Source organism: Lentilactobacillus rapi DSM 19907 = JCM 15042 (assembly GCF_001436255.1).
Lineage (GTDB): Bacteria > Bacillota > Bacilli > Lactobacillales > Lactobacillaceae > Lentilactobacillus > Lentilactobacillus rapi.
This window is the reverse complement of the sequence record NZ_AZEI01000062.1, coordinates 58,100-72,132: the sequence shown is the minus strand read 5'-3', so window position 1 is coordinate 72,132 and position 14,033 is coordinate 58,100. Positions and strand designations below refer to the sequence as shown.

General features: G+C 43.9%; 12 protein-coding genes. 7 read left to right on the top strand and 5 right to left on the bottom strand.

From position 1 onward, the window contains the following. A partial coding sequence (locus FD12_RS07435) for a cation diffusion facilitator family transporter (RefSeq protein ID WP_162258726.1) occupies positions 1 to 566 on the bottom strand: 566 nt, incomplete at its 3' end. A gap of 233 nt (positions 567 to 799) precedes the next feature. Between FD12_RS07435 and jag the strand changes: the two genes are divergently transcribed. The 5 genes from jag (at position 800) to FD12_RS07410 (ending at position 6,997) form a co-directional block, all read left to right on the top strand. Next, a complete protein-coding gene (gene jag, locus FD12_RS07430; protein WP_056982409.1) occupies positions 800 to 1,510 on the top strand; it encodes an RNA-binding cell elongation regulator Jag/EloR in 711 nt (236 codons plus the stop codon). 218 nt (positions 1,511 to 1,728) lie between these two features. Further along, positions 1,729 to 3,123, top strand: coding sequence for a tRNA uridine-5-carboxymethylaminomethyl(34) synthesis GTPase MnmE (gene mnmE, locus FD12_RS07425; RefSeq protein ID WP_056982407.1), 1,395 nt, complete (start codon positions 1,729 to 1,731; stop codon positions 3,121 to 3,123). A 33-nt stretch (positions 3,124 to 3,156) separates the two neighbouring features. Then, the gene (gene mnmG, locus FD12_RS07420) at positions 3,157 to 5,088 is read left to right on the top strand and encodes a tRNA uridine-5-carboxymethylaminomethyl(34) synthesis enzyme MnmG (protein WP_056982405.1); all 1,932 of its coding nucleotides are present in this window, start codon (positions 3,157 to 3,159) and stop codon (positions 5,086 to 5,088) included. 299 nt (positions 5,089 to 5,387) lie between these two features. Next, a complete protein-coding gene (locus tag FD12_RS07415; protein ID WP_056982403.1) occupies positions 5,388 to 6,125 on the top strand; it encodes an SDR family NAD(P)-dependent oxidoreductase in 738 nt (245 codons plus the stop codon). A 119-nt stretch (positions 6,126 to 6,244) separates the two neighbouring features. Then, positions 6,245 to 6,997 carry an SDR family NAD(P)-dependent oxidoreductase gene (locus FD12_RS07410; RefSeq protein ID WP_056982401.1) on the top strand — a complete coding sequence of 251 codons (753 nt, stop codon included), beginning with the start codon at positions 6,245 to 6,247 and terminating at the stop codon, positions 6,995 to 6,997. A 113-nt stretch (positions 6,998 to 7,110) separates the two neighbouring features. Here FD12_RS07410 and FD12_RS07405 read toward each other — a convergent pair whose 3' ends face one another. Further along, positions 7,111 to 8,322, bottom strand: coding sequence for a multidrug effflux MFS transporter (locus tag FD12_RS07405; protein WP_054748536.1), 1,212 nt, complete (start codon positions 8,320 to 8,322; stop codon positions 7,111 to 7,113). A 433-nt stretch (positions 8,323 to 8,755) separates the two neighbouring features. On the opposite strand from FD12_RS07405, the gene lepB reads away from it, so the two are divergent. Further along, entirely contained in the window at positions 8,756 to 9,343 is a 588-nt protein-coding gene (lepB, locus tag FD12_RS07400; protein WP_056982399.1) for a signal peptidase I, read from the top strand. 233 nt (positions 9,344 to 9,576) lie between these two features. Here the strand turns inward: lepB and FD12_RS07395 are convergent, their stop codons facing one another. Continuing rightward, positions 9,577 to 10,215, bottom strand: a complete 639-nt coding sequence (locus FD12_RS07395; protein ID WP_082622207.1) for a histidine phosphatase family protein — start codon at positions 10,213 to 10,215, stop codon at positions 9,577 to 9,579. A 330-nt stretch (positions 10,216 to 10,545) separates the two neighbouring features. Here FD12_RS07395 and FD12_RS07390 point away from each other — a divergent pair, with 330 nt between their 5' ends. Next, positions 10,546 to 11,094 (top strand): RNA 2'-phosphotransferase, encoded by a 549-nt coding sequence (locus FD12_RS07390; protein WP_056982397.1) that lies wholly within the window; start codon positions 10,546 to 10,548, stop codon positions 11,092 to 11,094. A 697-nt stretch (positions 11,095 to 11,791) separates the two neighbouring features. On the opposite strand, the gene FD12_RS07385 is transcribed toward FD12_RS07390, so the two are convergent. Beyond that, positions 11,792 to 12,403: an anthranilate synthase component II gene (locus tag FD12_RS07385; protein WP_054748531.1), complete on the bottom strand. Its 612-nt coding sequence runs from the start codon at positions 12,401 to 12,403 to the stop codon at positions 11,792 to 11,794. Then, positions 12,387 to 13,865 (bottom strand): anthranilate synthase component I family protein, encoded by a 1,479-nt coding sequence (locus FD12_RS07380; protein WP_056982394.1) that lies wholly within the window; start codon positions 13,863 to 13,865, stop codon positions 12,387 to 12,389. Before FD12_RS07380 ends, FD12_RS07385 begins: the two co-directional genes overlap by 17 nt. Between the last annotated feature and the right edge of the window lie 168 nt (positions 13,866 to 14,033).

The window sequence follows — 14,033 nt, the reverse complement described above, 5'->3', positions numbered from 1 at the left end:
ACTCGCTTTTTACATAGAAGTATATCAAAAATCATAGATCTTGGACAGCTTCTTAGGGCCTGATTATTGAGCTGAGCACCCTTCAACGAGTTGTACTTGGCCAAAATTGAAATGACGATGGCTGATAGCAAACTGATCCCCAACGACCAACTATTTGGCTGAACGGAATGTCCTTCAAAGAAATTGCGAATGGCGAACCCGCCATCAACTAAAATTTGAAGGCTGACCGCAAACATAATTGTGGCAGATAAGAGGGCAGCAATATTTTCGTATTGCCAGTGGCCGAGCACGTGGTTGGAGTCCGGCGGTCGTCTGGAAACCCGTAAGCCAATAATCAAAATGGCGGCACCACAAACGCCAGTGAGGTTATTTAATCCATCGGCAATCAAAACGGTGATATGGTTCCAATATCCAATGATTAATTCAGCGGTCATGATGACTGAGTAGGCGGTCAAATTTGCGAAAGTGATCTGTTGGGCCTCTTCAAGTTTACTAAGCCGGTGCTGTCGATCTATTTGAATATTTCGTCCTGCATCATACTGATTGATATTTGCCAATATTGACACTCCCCAAAACGAAAACCAATCGATTGTTCTCTCCTTCATTAGATTCTCAGGTAGAGGTGATTACAGTCTATTATACCGACTTCATGAAGATTTGGTTAAATGGCGATTGCAAATATATCAATTATTTTAAAGTTTCCGATTAGTTTGCGTTTTTTATCGGAAACCATTTATAAACGTTGATTTTTATGCTAGTATTAATTGGTTAAATCCATTCAAATAAAAGGGAGTTTATTATGTCAATTTACTCTGGAAAAACCATCCAAGACGCCGTAGAACAAGGACTCAATACATTATCACTCACTCAGGACCAAGTTGAAGTAACTGTTGTTCAACAACCTAAAAAAGGATTTTTAGGATTCGGTCGCAAACCAGCTCAAGTAAAAATTACTAAAAAAAGTCGTTTTAGCCCTGGTAATAAAGGGACGAACGTTCAATCAGAAACCAACCAGCATCATTCTGAATCAAGTGAACCAGCTGAAAAAGTCATTGATTTAGAGGATGTTTCGCAGCAACTTGCCAATTATTTAAGTGATGTCATCAAGGCAATGGGATTTTCGTTCAAATTAAAGTTGGATATTCAAAATAAGCATTCAATCTATATTGATATTGATACTGACCAAGAGAGCCGTTTAATCGGTCGTCATGGTCGGACGATTAATGCGCTCCAAAACTTGTCTCAAATTTTCATTAACCGACTCGGCGCCAACAACGTTGATGTCGAGTTAGATACCGCAAATTATCGTTCCAGAAGAAGCGATGCCCTCAAACAGTTGGCTGAAAAGACGGCTCGAAATGCGATTGCAAATGGCAAACCGGTTTACTTAAACCCGATGCCTTCTTTTGAGCGCAAACAAATCCACAATGCGCTAGCTGATAATGAATACGTCATTACGTACTCTACTGGCAAAGAACCCCACCGAGTGATCGTCGTGGCGCCAAAGTAAGCAGTTTTGTTACAAGTCCAAATTTCGATTGACAAATCACTCACTTTAAAATATCATGAAGTTAATCATTCTTATCTTAACTAGGTAAAGTAGTCAAAGTGCTTTATCCATGCTAGTTCTTTTTAGTGTGGAGTGGCGCTTTTTTTGTGCGCTGATAGTTATTTTGTGGTTTAATATCTTACTATTAGCATTGTTTTGATGCGGGAGGAAGCTTAATCATGGTTTTAACAACAACAGAATTTGATACGATTGCGGCTATTTCGACACCGCCTGGTGAAGGTGGCATTTCAATCATCCGGATTAGTGGTGAAGAGGCGTTTGACGTTGCTAAAAAAATCTATCGGGGAAAGAACCTTGATAAAGTTGCCAGCAATACGATTAATTACGGGCACATTGTCGATCCGCAAACTAACGAGGAAATTGATGAGGTGATGCTCTCTGTCATGAGAGCTCCGCACACTTATACCGAAGAAGATATTGTCGAAATTAACTGTCATGGTGGGATTGTGGCAACTAACCGCATCCTCCAGCTGGTTTTGAGTACCGGAGCCAGAATGGCTGAACCAGGGGAATTTACGAAGCGGGCCTTTTTAAATGGCCGAATTGATTTGTCCCAGTCTGAGGCAGTGATGGATTTGATCGAGGCTAAAACCGATCGGTCCATGAAGGCCGCTATTAGTCAGCTGGACGGTAATTTATCCCATTTGATTAAACACTTACGGAAAGACATTCTGGACGTGCTGGCTCAAGTTGAAGTGAACATCGATTATCCAGAGTACGATGATGTGGAGACGATGACCAGCAAGCTCTTACGAGAAAAAGCCAATGACGTCCATGCCCGGATTGTTCAGTTACTAAGTACTGCCAAACAGGGAAAGATCCTCAGGGAAGGATTGGCGACTTCGATTATTGGCCGGCCCAACGTTGGGAAATCCAGCTTGTTGAACAATTTGTTACACGAAGATAAGGCGATTGTGACCGATGTTCCGGGAACGACGCGGGATGTGTTGGAAGAATACGTCAATGTTCGTGGCGTGCCGCTGAAGCTCGTCGATACGGCTGGAATTCGTGATACGAAAGACAAGGTCGAAAAAATTGGGGTTGATCGTTCTCGAAAAGCGATCGACAGTGCTGATTTGGTGTTGCTGGTTTTAAACGCCAGTGAAGCCCTTACCGCCGAAGATAAAAAATTATTGGCTGCGACAAAAGACAAACAACGCATCATTGTGTTAAATAAAACTGATTTACCCGTTAAATTAGATTTACAAGAAATCAAGGCAATGGCGAATGGCAAGAATGTCATTTCAACATCTGCCATTAAAGCTAACGGACTAGACCAATTAGAAGAGCTGATTGCCAACATGTTCTTCAATGAAGGCATCGAAAGCAGCCAAAATGACATCATGGTGACTAATGCCCGTCATATTGGCTTGTTAAATCAGGCCAAGGGTGCCTTGGAAGATGTAATCAAAGGGCTTGATGCTGGGATGCCGGTTGATTTGGTTCAGATTGATATGACTCGCTGTTGGGATTTCTTAGGTGAGATCACTGGAGATAGTTATCAAGATGAACTTATTGATCAATTATTTAGCCAGTTCTGTTTAGGAAAATAACGTGTTTCATGTGAAACATATGGAGGAATTCTGTTGAAAAGTTTACGAGTAAGCGATGTTAAACAAAAATATCGCGCAGAAGATTATGACGTGATCGTCGTCGGAGCTGGCCATGCTGGTTGTGAGGCCGCTTTGGCTGCTGCCCGGATGGGGAATAAAACGTTGCTGCTGACAATTAACTTGGACATGGTGGCATTCATGCCATGTAACCCATCTGTCGGGGGGCCTGCAAAGGGAACGGTTGTCCGGGAAGTTGATGCATTGGGTGGCGAGATGGGTCGTAACATCGATAAGACCTACATTCAGATGCGGATGCTCAATACCGGTAAGGGGCCGGCTGTTCAGGCATTACGGGCCCAAGCAGATAAGCATGCCTATCATGCTGAGATGAAGCATACGATTGAAAAAGAACCCAACTTAACTTTGCGTCAGGGAATTGTTGATTCCTTAATTGTTGAAGACGGTGTCTGCAAGGGCGTCGTGACCAACACTGGTGCAAAATACCAAGCCAAGGCAGTCGTGATTGCTGCAGGAACTGCTGCTCGTGGCAAGATTATCATTGGTGAATTGATGTACGCATCAGGTCCCAATAACTCCCAACCTGCTGAAAAATTATCCGGTAACCTTGAAGAATTGGGATTTGATCTGGAACGATTCAAAACCGGGACCCCACCACGAGTTGATGGGACGACCATTGATTATTCCCAGACCGAGGAACAACCTGGAGACGAGAAACCTCATCATTTTAGTTTTGAATCAGCCGATGAGGACTATCTAGCAGTTAAGGACCAACTATCATGCTGGTTAACTTATACGAACGAAACTACTCATAAGATTATTCGTGATAACCTTGACCGCGCCCCAATGTTTACTGGTGTGATTGAAGGCGTCGGCCCTCGTTACTGCCCATCGATTGAAGATAAAATTGTTCGTTTTGCTGATAAGAGCAGACATCAATTGTTCTTGGAACCTGAAGGCCGCAAAACGGAAGAGTGGTACGTTGACGGTCTATCTACTTCAATGCCCGAAGAGGTTCAGCAAAAGATGATTCATACAATTGCCGGCTTGGAAAATGCGCAAATGATGCGGCCAGGTTATGCCATTGAATATGATGTTGTTGCCCCTTACCAGTTGAAGCCGACTTTGGAAACCAAAGTGGTCAAAAATCTATTTACGGCCGGTCAAACTAACGGCACTTCTGGTTATGAAGAAGCCGCCGGACAAGGGTTGATTGCCGGCATTAACGCTGGCCGAAGAGCCTTGGGTAAGGGACCTTTCGTTCTGAAACGAAACGAAGCTTACATCGGTGTGATGATTGACGATTTGGTCACCAAGGGAACTAAGGAACCTTATCGATTGCTGACTAGCCGAGCTGAGTATCGGTTGTTGTTACGAACGGATAACGCTGATATGCGGTTAACTGAAAAGGGCCATGAAATTGGCTTAATTTCGGATCATCGTTACCAGAAGTTCTTAGCCAAAAAGCAGGCAATCGAAGCTGAATTAGATCGGCTGAGCCAAATTCGGATTAAGCCATCTGATGAAGTCAATGCTTTTGTTCAGGAGCATGGCGATAAGCCACTGCAGGATGGCGTGATTGCCGCAATCTTTTTACGTCGACCATACGTTGATTATCAAACGTTGCTCAGATTTATCCCAGCAGCGGACCAACCCTTGGATCGCCACGTGATTGAACAAGTTGAAATTCGAACCAAATATGCGGGTTATATCAAGAAGGCCGAACAGAGCGTCGCCAAAATGAAGAAGATGGAAGCTAAAAAGATCCCGGATCGGATTGATTACGACGCAATCGACGGTATCGCTACCGAGGCGCGTCAAAAGTTGCAGAAGATTCATCCAGAAACCATCGCTCAAGCTTCAAGAATTAGTGGGGTTAATCCCGCCGATATTGCCATTTTGAGTGTTTATATCCAACAGGGAAAGATTACGAAATTGGCTGAGTAAGATAGGGACGAATCACGATTGATCCCCGAAGTTAAGTGAAAGAAGGTAATGCATTCTGGTTTTTGAATGCATTACCTCTTTTGGTATTTCGTAAAAATCTTTCATTCACCTACTTTTTAAAGGACGTTTACCAACCGACGACCCCAAGTAAAAAGCGAAGCAGAAACTTCTGCTTCGAGTGATGAACCCTGTTTCTCACAGCTTCACTCAATTAGCAAGTCAAAATTTCCCCTCACCAATAACAATAGGGTTATTATAAAAATGCAGATTAGGACATAGAATCGTAAGGGGAAATGATCATGAGTGATAAAGTTGCAATTGTGACCAATGCGACCAGTGACATTGGTTGGGCAATCTCAAAACAATTAATGGCCAAAAAAGTTCGGGTGATTGGTACTGGTGATGATGAAGCTGCTTTGGGGGATGCCAGCCAACACTATGAGTTGTTTGATGGGCAGGTTGTTGATCCAATCGCAGAAGACGCTGTTGAAAATTTCGTGAAGCAGGCCACTGATAAATACGGGGAAATCGACTACTCTTTTCAAATTGCAGTTCCCTATCAGGCGGGGCTCATTATTGATGAACAATTAACCGATTGGAATTTCATGATTGATTTGGCGTTAAATGGTGTTTTTTTATTCATCAAGAACGTTGGTCGACAAATGAAGAAACAAGGAAGCGGCCAGATTGTTAACATTGCCTCGATGGACGCGCACGTTCAGTCGTATTGCAGTGAAGATTACGCGGCCATTAAATCAGCCATCAATATTTTTACAAAAAGTGCCGCGTTAGAGTTGGCGGCCGCCAATGTACAGGTGAATTCGATTCTTCCAGGAATTGTTGACAGCTATCCAGCGATCGATGAACATTCATTGGATCAAGCAGAAACACTGTCGGTGAAACGACCAGCCAGACCGGAGGAAATTGCGGGCCCAGCGATTTTTCTTACCAGCGAGGCAGCCAGTTATATCAATGGCACCACTCTAGTTGTCGATGGCGGCTGGGAGATCACGGGATATCCGGATGTCAGAATGTAGATGGTTTTGTTACTAAATTGTGATTCAAAATTTCCCATTAACCATTATGTTTACGTTATCATATAGATGCAAAATAAGATATATAAGTTGTAAGCCGTGAATCAAATGGAGGATTTGTTATGAGTAAAGAAATAGCGATTGTGACTGGTGGGGCAAGTGGGATTGGTTTGGCTATCTCGAAAGAATTAATGAATAAAGATATTCAAGTTGTAGCTGCTGACATCAACGAAGATGCTCTAAATGAAGCGAAAAAAGCGAACGAACTGTTTGATGGTAAACGGGTTGATGTTACAAATGAAAGCGATGTAAAAGAATTTGTTGATTATGTGGTTCAAAAATATGGCAAGATTGATTATTCTTTCCAAGTTGCTGGAGCTTCAAAATCAGGCTTAATTATCGATCAACCCTTAGCTGATTGGAATTTTACAATCAATTTAGTTTTAAATGGTGTTTTCTTATTTATCAAATATGTTGGCAAACAAATGAAAAAGCAAAATGGTGGTAAGCTGGTGAATATTTCTTCATTGAATGGGGATGTTCCATCCTATTACGCTGGGGCATATTCGTCAGCAAAAGCGGCTGTTAATATGTTAACTAAAAATGCAGCTCTTGAATTGGCTGATTATCATGTTAATGTGAACGCCATTCTTCCAGGATTGGTGGATACTCGTTTGACAAAGGCGATCACAGACAATGAAGAACTGGATCGCCGATTTAAAGAAAGAATTCCAGCAAAGCGACCTGCTACTCCGGAGGAAATTGCAAAACCCGCCGTATTTCTTGCAAGTGAAGGCGCAAGTTATATTACAGGCACCACCCTGGTTGTCGATGGCGGCTGGGAAATCACCGGATATCCGGATGTCAGAATGTAAAATTTCAACAAAGAATTTGATAGATAAAAAACCAGGTCCTCAGTGAACCTGGTTTTTCTTGACGAATTCGATTAGCTGCCGCTTAAACTAGGTAGGAACGATGGTGAACTTAACTATTCAAATGAATCCTGATTCCGTGATTTATCATGAATTGAAAAGAATAATAGCATACTTAACAACATGCAGCCCATGATTGCCAAAGCCATCGGTAAGTATGTGTGGCTACCCATTACCCCAACTAATGGCGACATGATGCCGCCAATTGCGTTTTGGGACAAGCCCAGCAACGCGGATAGGCCGCCATTGTTTCGTAATGACAGGTTCATAATAATTGATGTCGTGAGGGTGAACAGCATCCCGAACTGAGTAACCGTGAGAAAGACGAGGACGATGACTACCAGCAAATTGTTAAAGAATAGGGCACTCAGAGTAAGTAAGATTGTCGTTAAGACCGTGGTTGCCAGAACGAATCTTGCCTGGGTGATTTCCGGAAATCGCGCCGCCAATCCGCCCGGGATCATTGAGCCAATGGCGATACCAATGCCATTCAAAGCGTAAAGAAGACTGAAATTTTGAACGGACATATGGAAGAAATTTTGGAAAACGAAGGAAGAGGCCGAAATATAGCTAAATAAACCGCCAGATACCAGACCGGTTGCCAGAATCAAACGCACAAATTTAGAATTCTTAAGAAAGCCAAACATCTCGACAACCGATTCCAGGGGATGGCCAGTAATTCGGTTTTCAACCGGTAAGGTTTCTTTAACTCCGAGCCAAAGGGCGATCACTAAGATAAAACCAATCGCGGCCAATAGAATAAAAATGCCTTTCCAGCTGACAAATTGAATCATGAAACCGCCAATTACTGGTGAAATGACCGGGAAAATGCCGTTGACAGCTGAGAGCATGGAATAAAATTTGGTTAACAGGGAGCCAGAAAACATGTCCGAAGCAATTGCCCGGGAAAGAACCTGGCCGCTGGCACCCGCCAGTCCCTGAATAAATCGCAATAGAATGAGTAGATAGACAGAGTTGCTCATGGCAATCAGGAGTGAAACCAGCCCGAAAACGAAGAAACCGACCATGAGTGGCTTCTTGCGGCCATATTTGTCACTCAATGGGCCTGAAATTAATTGTCCCAGCGCTAATCCCAGCAGACAGGCACTTAAACTCATTTGAATGAGGGATGCTGGTGCTGCTAGATCATGGGTCATTTCTGGTAGGGCGGGTAAATAAAGATCGATTGATAATGGTCCGGATGCACTAATGGTCCCTAAAATGAAAATGAGCCAGATTCGTTTTCCTAAAGTTGATTTTGTTTTCATAACGTCACCTCTTTATAATAAATAAGTGAGCGGATCCAAGTGGTTAGAAGTCGGAGCGTAAGTCTCCTCAGAGGGAAATTCCGGGCTTGGGAATTTTTCTCTGAGGTGCTTACGTGCAGACTTCTGCTTGGAGGAGCTGTCCTAATACGAGTGAGCGGAGCAAAGCGGTTAAAAGTCGGAGCATAAGTCTCCGCCAACAGAAATCCCGGTTTTGGGGATTTTTGTTGGTGGTGCTTATGTGGAAGTTTCTGCTTTACGGAGCTGTCCTAAAAATAAATACAGATTCACGAATAGGAAATTTTTAAATTTGGGGTTACTAATCCGTTAATTATTGCCTAAAATGTTGTCATGACAGGAAAGTATGCTAAAATTAATGTCGACTGCATTCTAGTAAAAATATTCGAATTACTGTAGTCCTTAAAGGAGCCTTTTGATGAAAGTAATCAGAGAAATTGCAAGTTGGGTCATTCCAATTATTGTCGGCTTGGCAATTGCCTACGTTGTTCAATTATACGTATTCACAATGGCGCGAGTTGATGGTCCATCAATGGAACCCAACCTTATTAATAATGAACGATTGGTCGTTTGGAAGCAAGCCAAGATTAAACATTTGAGTGTCATTGTGTTTGATGCTTATGGCGAAGATCCAACGGCAACCAAACCCAAGACTGACTATGTAAAGCGGGTAATCGGGCTACCAGGTGATACAGTTTCTAGCAAAGACGGTAATATTTACGTAAATGGCAAGGTTGTTCCTCAGAAGTTTATCAGCATGAAGGAACGGACGGCCGGAACCGGTAACTGGAGTTTAAAGACCTTATCCAAGAGTTGGGATAAGAATACGCATGCTACTAAGGTGCCAAAGGGCGAATATTTCGTCTTAGGAGACCATAGAAGTGTTTCAAACGATGGTCGTTACTGGGGCTTTGTCCCTAAGAAGAAGATTGTCGGCGTTGCTAAGACCCTCTTCTGGGAAACCAATAAAACTAAACGAACCAATGTGAATAGTTTGGGGTATTAAACAGCGACAGGGTGACGAGCTCTGGGCGATCCTCAAACCTTAAAGAAAGCAGCCAATGATGAACATTTTTTGTTCATGGTTGGCTGTTTTTTTAGAAATTAGGGTAAAGAAACGAAAGCACATTTATAAAATCATATCTAAAAATGCTCTCCAACTCATTTAAAAATTCTTCAAACAAATAGCTGAACATTCCTGATGGGTGCCCAGCTACTTTGATTCTATGTTAGAAATCGTTATTTAATATCATCGATAACAACTGGCTCATGAGTCACATCCAAAACCGTGATACTGCCATTTTTCGGTTGATCCGCCACTTTCCCATCCGCAGCGTAAATTGTCGCTAAGTTACGCAAATACGTTCCGTGAGTCACAACGACGGCATTTTCGCCATCGTTAAGTTCTTTGGCGAGTCGGGCCACAGCGGATTTGATCCGAGCTTCAATGTGGGCGGCCGTCTCCGCTTCGTGAAATGGATCAGCGTCATGCATAAAATCGCGGACTTTCAACAAGTTATAGTGTTTGATTAATTCTTCTTGAGTGGAATAGCCGAGTGGCCGGGCGATCATGTTCCACGTCTGGACGCTATCAACGCCTTCAAAGGAGCCAAAATAGATCTCCCGCACATCTTCATGAACTTCGCGGGTAATGCCACCAGCATGTTTATTTTGGGCTAGAATGCGGTCTAACGTGTGGATTGCGCGTAACATGTCGGAACTGACCGCTAACTGAAAGTGACTATCAGCAAGCCGTTTACCGGCAGCCGTTGCCTGGGCTTCGCCTTTTTCGGTTAAGGGTGAGTCCACCCAGCCCTGCATTCTGCGAAACCTGTTCAAAAGCGTCTGTCCATGGCGAACAAAATAAATTCTTTTCATGATGTATCCTCTCAAAATCAGCTTTAATAATTCGATTTTATCATATCTAATACAAAAAAATTCGAATTTTAAGTTCCGTTTAAGGTACGGACGATATAGTATAGACAATCAAATATGACGAACAGTCATATTGGTTACAAGCTCACTGCACCCCCTCAGGCAGTGACTTGCCCAAAGTTTTACTAACTAACCCCTCAACATAGAATCACCCCTCAATATATGCGATTACTTGACACACGGAATCCCAAATTTCCGTGTGTTTTTTGGGTTGCAGGTCAATTTGGCATATAATATTACTAGTTGATTGCACAAGATTGAAGGTTCTTACATATGGATCATCACTTAACCAGAATTAGTAAACGAATTTCATTCACCCTACGTCACCATCCCGATAAGATTGGGATTAATTTGGATCAATATGGTCGAGTTGACCTTAATTCGTTCATTCGCCACTTTAATCAACACTACGGTACCCCGATTAGTGAACCCCTCATTCGAAAGATTATGCGTCAAAGTGACAAGCAGCGCTATGCGATCGAAGGTGGTACAATTAGGGCATTATATGGGCATAGTATCCCCGTCAAGCCACTGACGCCACCCAAAACGCCTCCGGAAGTTTTATATCACGGAACCACTCATGCCGCGGCAAGGTTGATTGTTGACGAGGGATTGAAAAAAATGGATCGCGACTTCGTGCACCTTTCTGCTAATCGGCGAATGGCCGTTCAGGTGGGAAAACGTCGAGATCCAAAGCCAGTGATTTTTCAAGTTGAGGCGCAAAAAGCTGCCAAGGATGGCATTTTGTTTTACCCAACTGAAAGTGGTGTTTGGCTGGTGGATGCGATGCCTGCGACATATCTCAAAATAATTCAACAGTAAATAACCGGTTAATCCGGTGGAGGAAACTATGGCAGACCAATCAGAAAAACTCAAAAAAGTGACCAAAATGCCCAGATCAGTTCAAGGTAATTGTCCAAAGTGCCATCGGCCAATGCAGATTAGCTATGGTTTGAATCGGTGCCCATCGTGTGGGTTTATCTTTAAGTCGAATTTTAAAGTACAGTGAGCGTAGCAAAGCGGTTAGAAGCTGGAGCCTAAGTTTCCACCACCAGAAATCCCGGGCTTGGATTTTTGGTGGTGGAGGCTTAGGTGCAAGCTTCTGCTTTGAGGAGCTGTCCTAAAGTACAGTGAGCGTAGCAAAGCGGTTAGGGATCGGAGCATAAGTCGCCCTGTCTGAAAATCCTGGTTTTGGATTTACAGACAGGGTGCTTATGTGCAGATCTCTGCTTTGAGGAGCGGTCCTAGTCTATGTAGCAGCAGAGTGAAACTTGTTTCAAAGCAAGGGATTCAGACAGTCAAAAGGGCTGAGATATTAGTCGGCAAATGATTTATCAATGCCACTGCGCGTCCCATTTTTAAATTGATGGAAGATGCGACAAACAGCGGATCCAGGCAATTTAAGCAAACAGCGCAATGCATTCCAAACTAGAGTGCATTGCGCTGTTTGCTTAAATTCTGGGGTGAAATCGGCTACCGTCCCAGGTCTTATCGTATCGGTCATTTAATTGTCACTTCTTCATAGAGCATGCGCCATCATCCGCTGGTGCTCCCGGACAATTGCCAAGAAGTTGGCGACAATTTGTTTGCCGACTTCTGGATCAGTCATGATTGACTCTGGGTGGAATTGGACGCCATAAACGTGATTGGCGGCGTCAGCAAGTGCCATAATTTCCCCATCGGCAGTTTGAGCAGTGACTTTCAGATTATCCGGCACCGTTCTGGGATCAACGATTAACGAGTGATATCTGGCTGCTTGAAATTTATGTGGGCAGTCTTTGAACAAACCGCTTGGTTCAGCAATTTCTACTTCCGACGGCTTGCCATGCATTAATTTTGGCGCGTGGACCACCTTTGCCCCGTAAGCTTCAGCGATTGCCTGATGCCCCAGGCAGACACCGAGAATTGGGACTTTGCCCAGAAATTCTTTTAAGATCGCCGGCATGTTTCCAGCATCTTCTGGGCGGCCTGGTCCCGGTGACAAAATCACGCTTTCTGGATGGCGTGCTTGTAATTCTTCGGCAGTAATTGCATCATTTTTGACGACGGTAATCGGTTCATCCGTCAAGCTGCCGATCAGTTGGTACAAATTGTAGGTAAAGCTATCATAGTTATCAATCAGATAATGCATTGAGGACATCTCCCTTCGTACTGGTTTCTTTCAGTGCATTGACGACGGCACTGGCCTTATTATTAAACTCTTGGTATTCGTATTTGGCGACACTGTCGGCAACAATTCCCGCTCCCGAATGGACCACTAGCTGATTGCCTTTGCGGTAGGCGAGGCGGATGCCAATACATAGATCCAGATCCCCATCAAAGCCTAAGTAACCGATACAGCCACCATAAACTCCGCGTTTGCGGTTTTCAAGCTGGCCAATAATCTTCATAGCTGAAATCTTCGGTGCGCCTGATAATGTTCCAGCGGGTAAAACGGCATTGATGATGTCAATCGCGGAAACGCCTTTTTTGGCTGTGCTTTCGACAACCGACCCCATGTGCATCACGTTTGCGAATCGTAATAATTTGCGGTAGGCGGTCACGTTGACGCTGCCAAATTCACTGACGGCCCCCAAGTCGTTTCGCCCAAGGTCAATCAGCATGTTATGCTCGGACAATTCCTTCGGGCTATGCTGGAGCTCATAGGCGAATTGATCGTCCTCTGCCTTGTCGTGACCGCGGCGACGGGTGCCGGCGAGTGGGTAGGTAAATAACGTCTGGTCTCGCTTAGTAATCAACGTTTCTGGGGAGGCACCGATCGTTTCAAAATCACCATGCCGGAAATAAAATTGGTAAGGTGACGGGCTTTCACGAAAGAGGGTCGGGGCAGCCGCAAACAGGGATCCTTGCATGGTGGCCTGTTGGGGATTGGATAAAATGAGCTGGAAAATATCGCCATCAACGATGTGCTGCTTGGTTTCAGCGACTCTTTCATCAAATTCCTGTAAGGAGAATTGCATTTTCAGCGGGGCCATGGAAAACGCTGGTAGAGGTTGTTCTCCGGTAATTGATAATAGTTGTTGCTTGAGGGCAGTCAGTTCAGCCATGACTGAATTGTAGGTGCTGAGTAGCTCATTGGCAGGGACGATTTTGCTTAAAGTGACCGTTTGGGTGGCGTGGTTATAAGCAATCACTTCGTCGACCAATATCAGGTCGGCGTCATTTAAGTCCATGGGATCTTTCACCGTGGGGAGTGTGGCTGTGGTTGCATATTTCTCATAGTCATAGCTGAAGTAGCCGGTGAGGCCTCCCAAAAAAGGCGGTAGGTCGGGGATGCGGGGTGTTTGATTTTCTTTAAGAATTTTTTCGATGACTGGTTTGAGTTCAACGGTTTCGGTTGATTCGCTGTTATCTTGTTCTTTAATCGTGAGTCGACCATTTCGATAAGTGAACGACTTGGATGGGTTGACGCCAATGAAGCTGAAACCATCCTCGGTTTTCTTCGGCTTACCGGTTAGGAGAAAGCACGGTGAATCTGGTTGGTCAAATGCCTGGGTAATGGCAATTGGGTCAAACGAGGTTAATTGGAATTGCAGCGTGACGGGAACTGCTGGAAAATGAGTGGCAAATTTTTGTAATTGTTCGATATTCATATTGATGACCTCCAAGTTGAGTTTGTGTCAATAAACTGGTTGGGATTGCCATCGTTTGGCGATAAGCTTGATCATAACTGAAACCTCCGGGATTATAGGATGAATGGCACGTAAAATAATTTTGGACACAAAAAATCCGTCCTGACTCAAACCATTAACTGGTTCTTT

What these genes read in the sequence shown, in the direction of transcription:
- jag (WP_056982409.1), top strand. Translation starts at nt 800, where the DNA reads ATGTCAATTTACTCTGGAAAAACCATCCAAGACGCCGTAGAACAAGGA.
- mnmE (WP_056982407.1), top strand. Translation starts at nt 1,729, where the DNA reads ATGGTTTTAACAACAACAGAATTTGATACGATTGCGGCTATTTCGACA.
- FD12_RS07415 (WP_056982403.1), top strand. Translation starts at nt 5,388, where the DNA reads ATGAGTGATAAAGTTGCAATTGTGACCAATGCGACCAGTGACATTGGT.
- FD12_RS07410 (WP_056982401.1), top strand. Translation starts at nt 6,245, where the DNA reads ATGAGTAAAGAAATAGCGATTGTGACTGGTGGGGCAAGTGGGATTGGT.
- FD12_RS07405 (WP_054748536.1), bottom strand. Translation starts at nt 8,322, where the DNA reads ATGAAAACAAAATCAACTTTAGGAAAACGAATCTGGCTCATTTTCATT.
- lepB (WP_056982399.1), top strand. Translation starts at nt 8,756, where the DNA reads ATGAAAGTAATCAGAGAAATTGCAAGTTGGGTCATTCCAATTATTGTC.
- FD12_RS07395 (WP_082622207.1), bottom strand. Translation starts at nt 10,215, where the DNA reads ATGAAAAGAATTTATTTTGTTCGCCATGGACAGACGCTTTTGAACAGG.
- FD12_RS07390 (WP_056982397.1), top strand. Translation starts at nt 10,546, where the DNA reads ATGGATCATCACTTAACCAGAATTAGTAAACGAATTTCATTCACCCTA.
- FD12_RS07385 (WP_054748531.1), bottom strand. Translation starts at nt 12,403, where the DNA reads ATGCATTATCTGATTGATAACTATGATAGCTTTACCTACAATTTGTAC.
- FD12_RS07380 (WP_056982394.1), bottom strand. Translation starts at nt 13,865, where the DNA reads ATGAATATCGAACAATTACAAAAATTTGCCACTCATTTTCCAGCAGTT.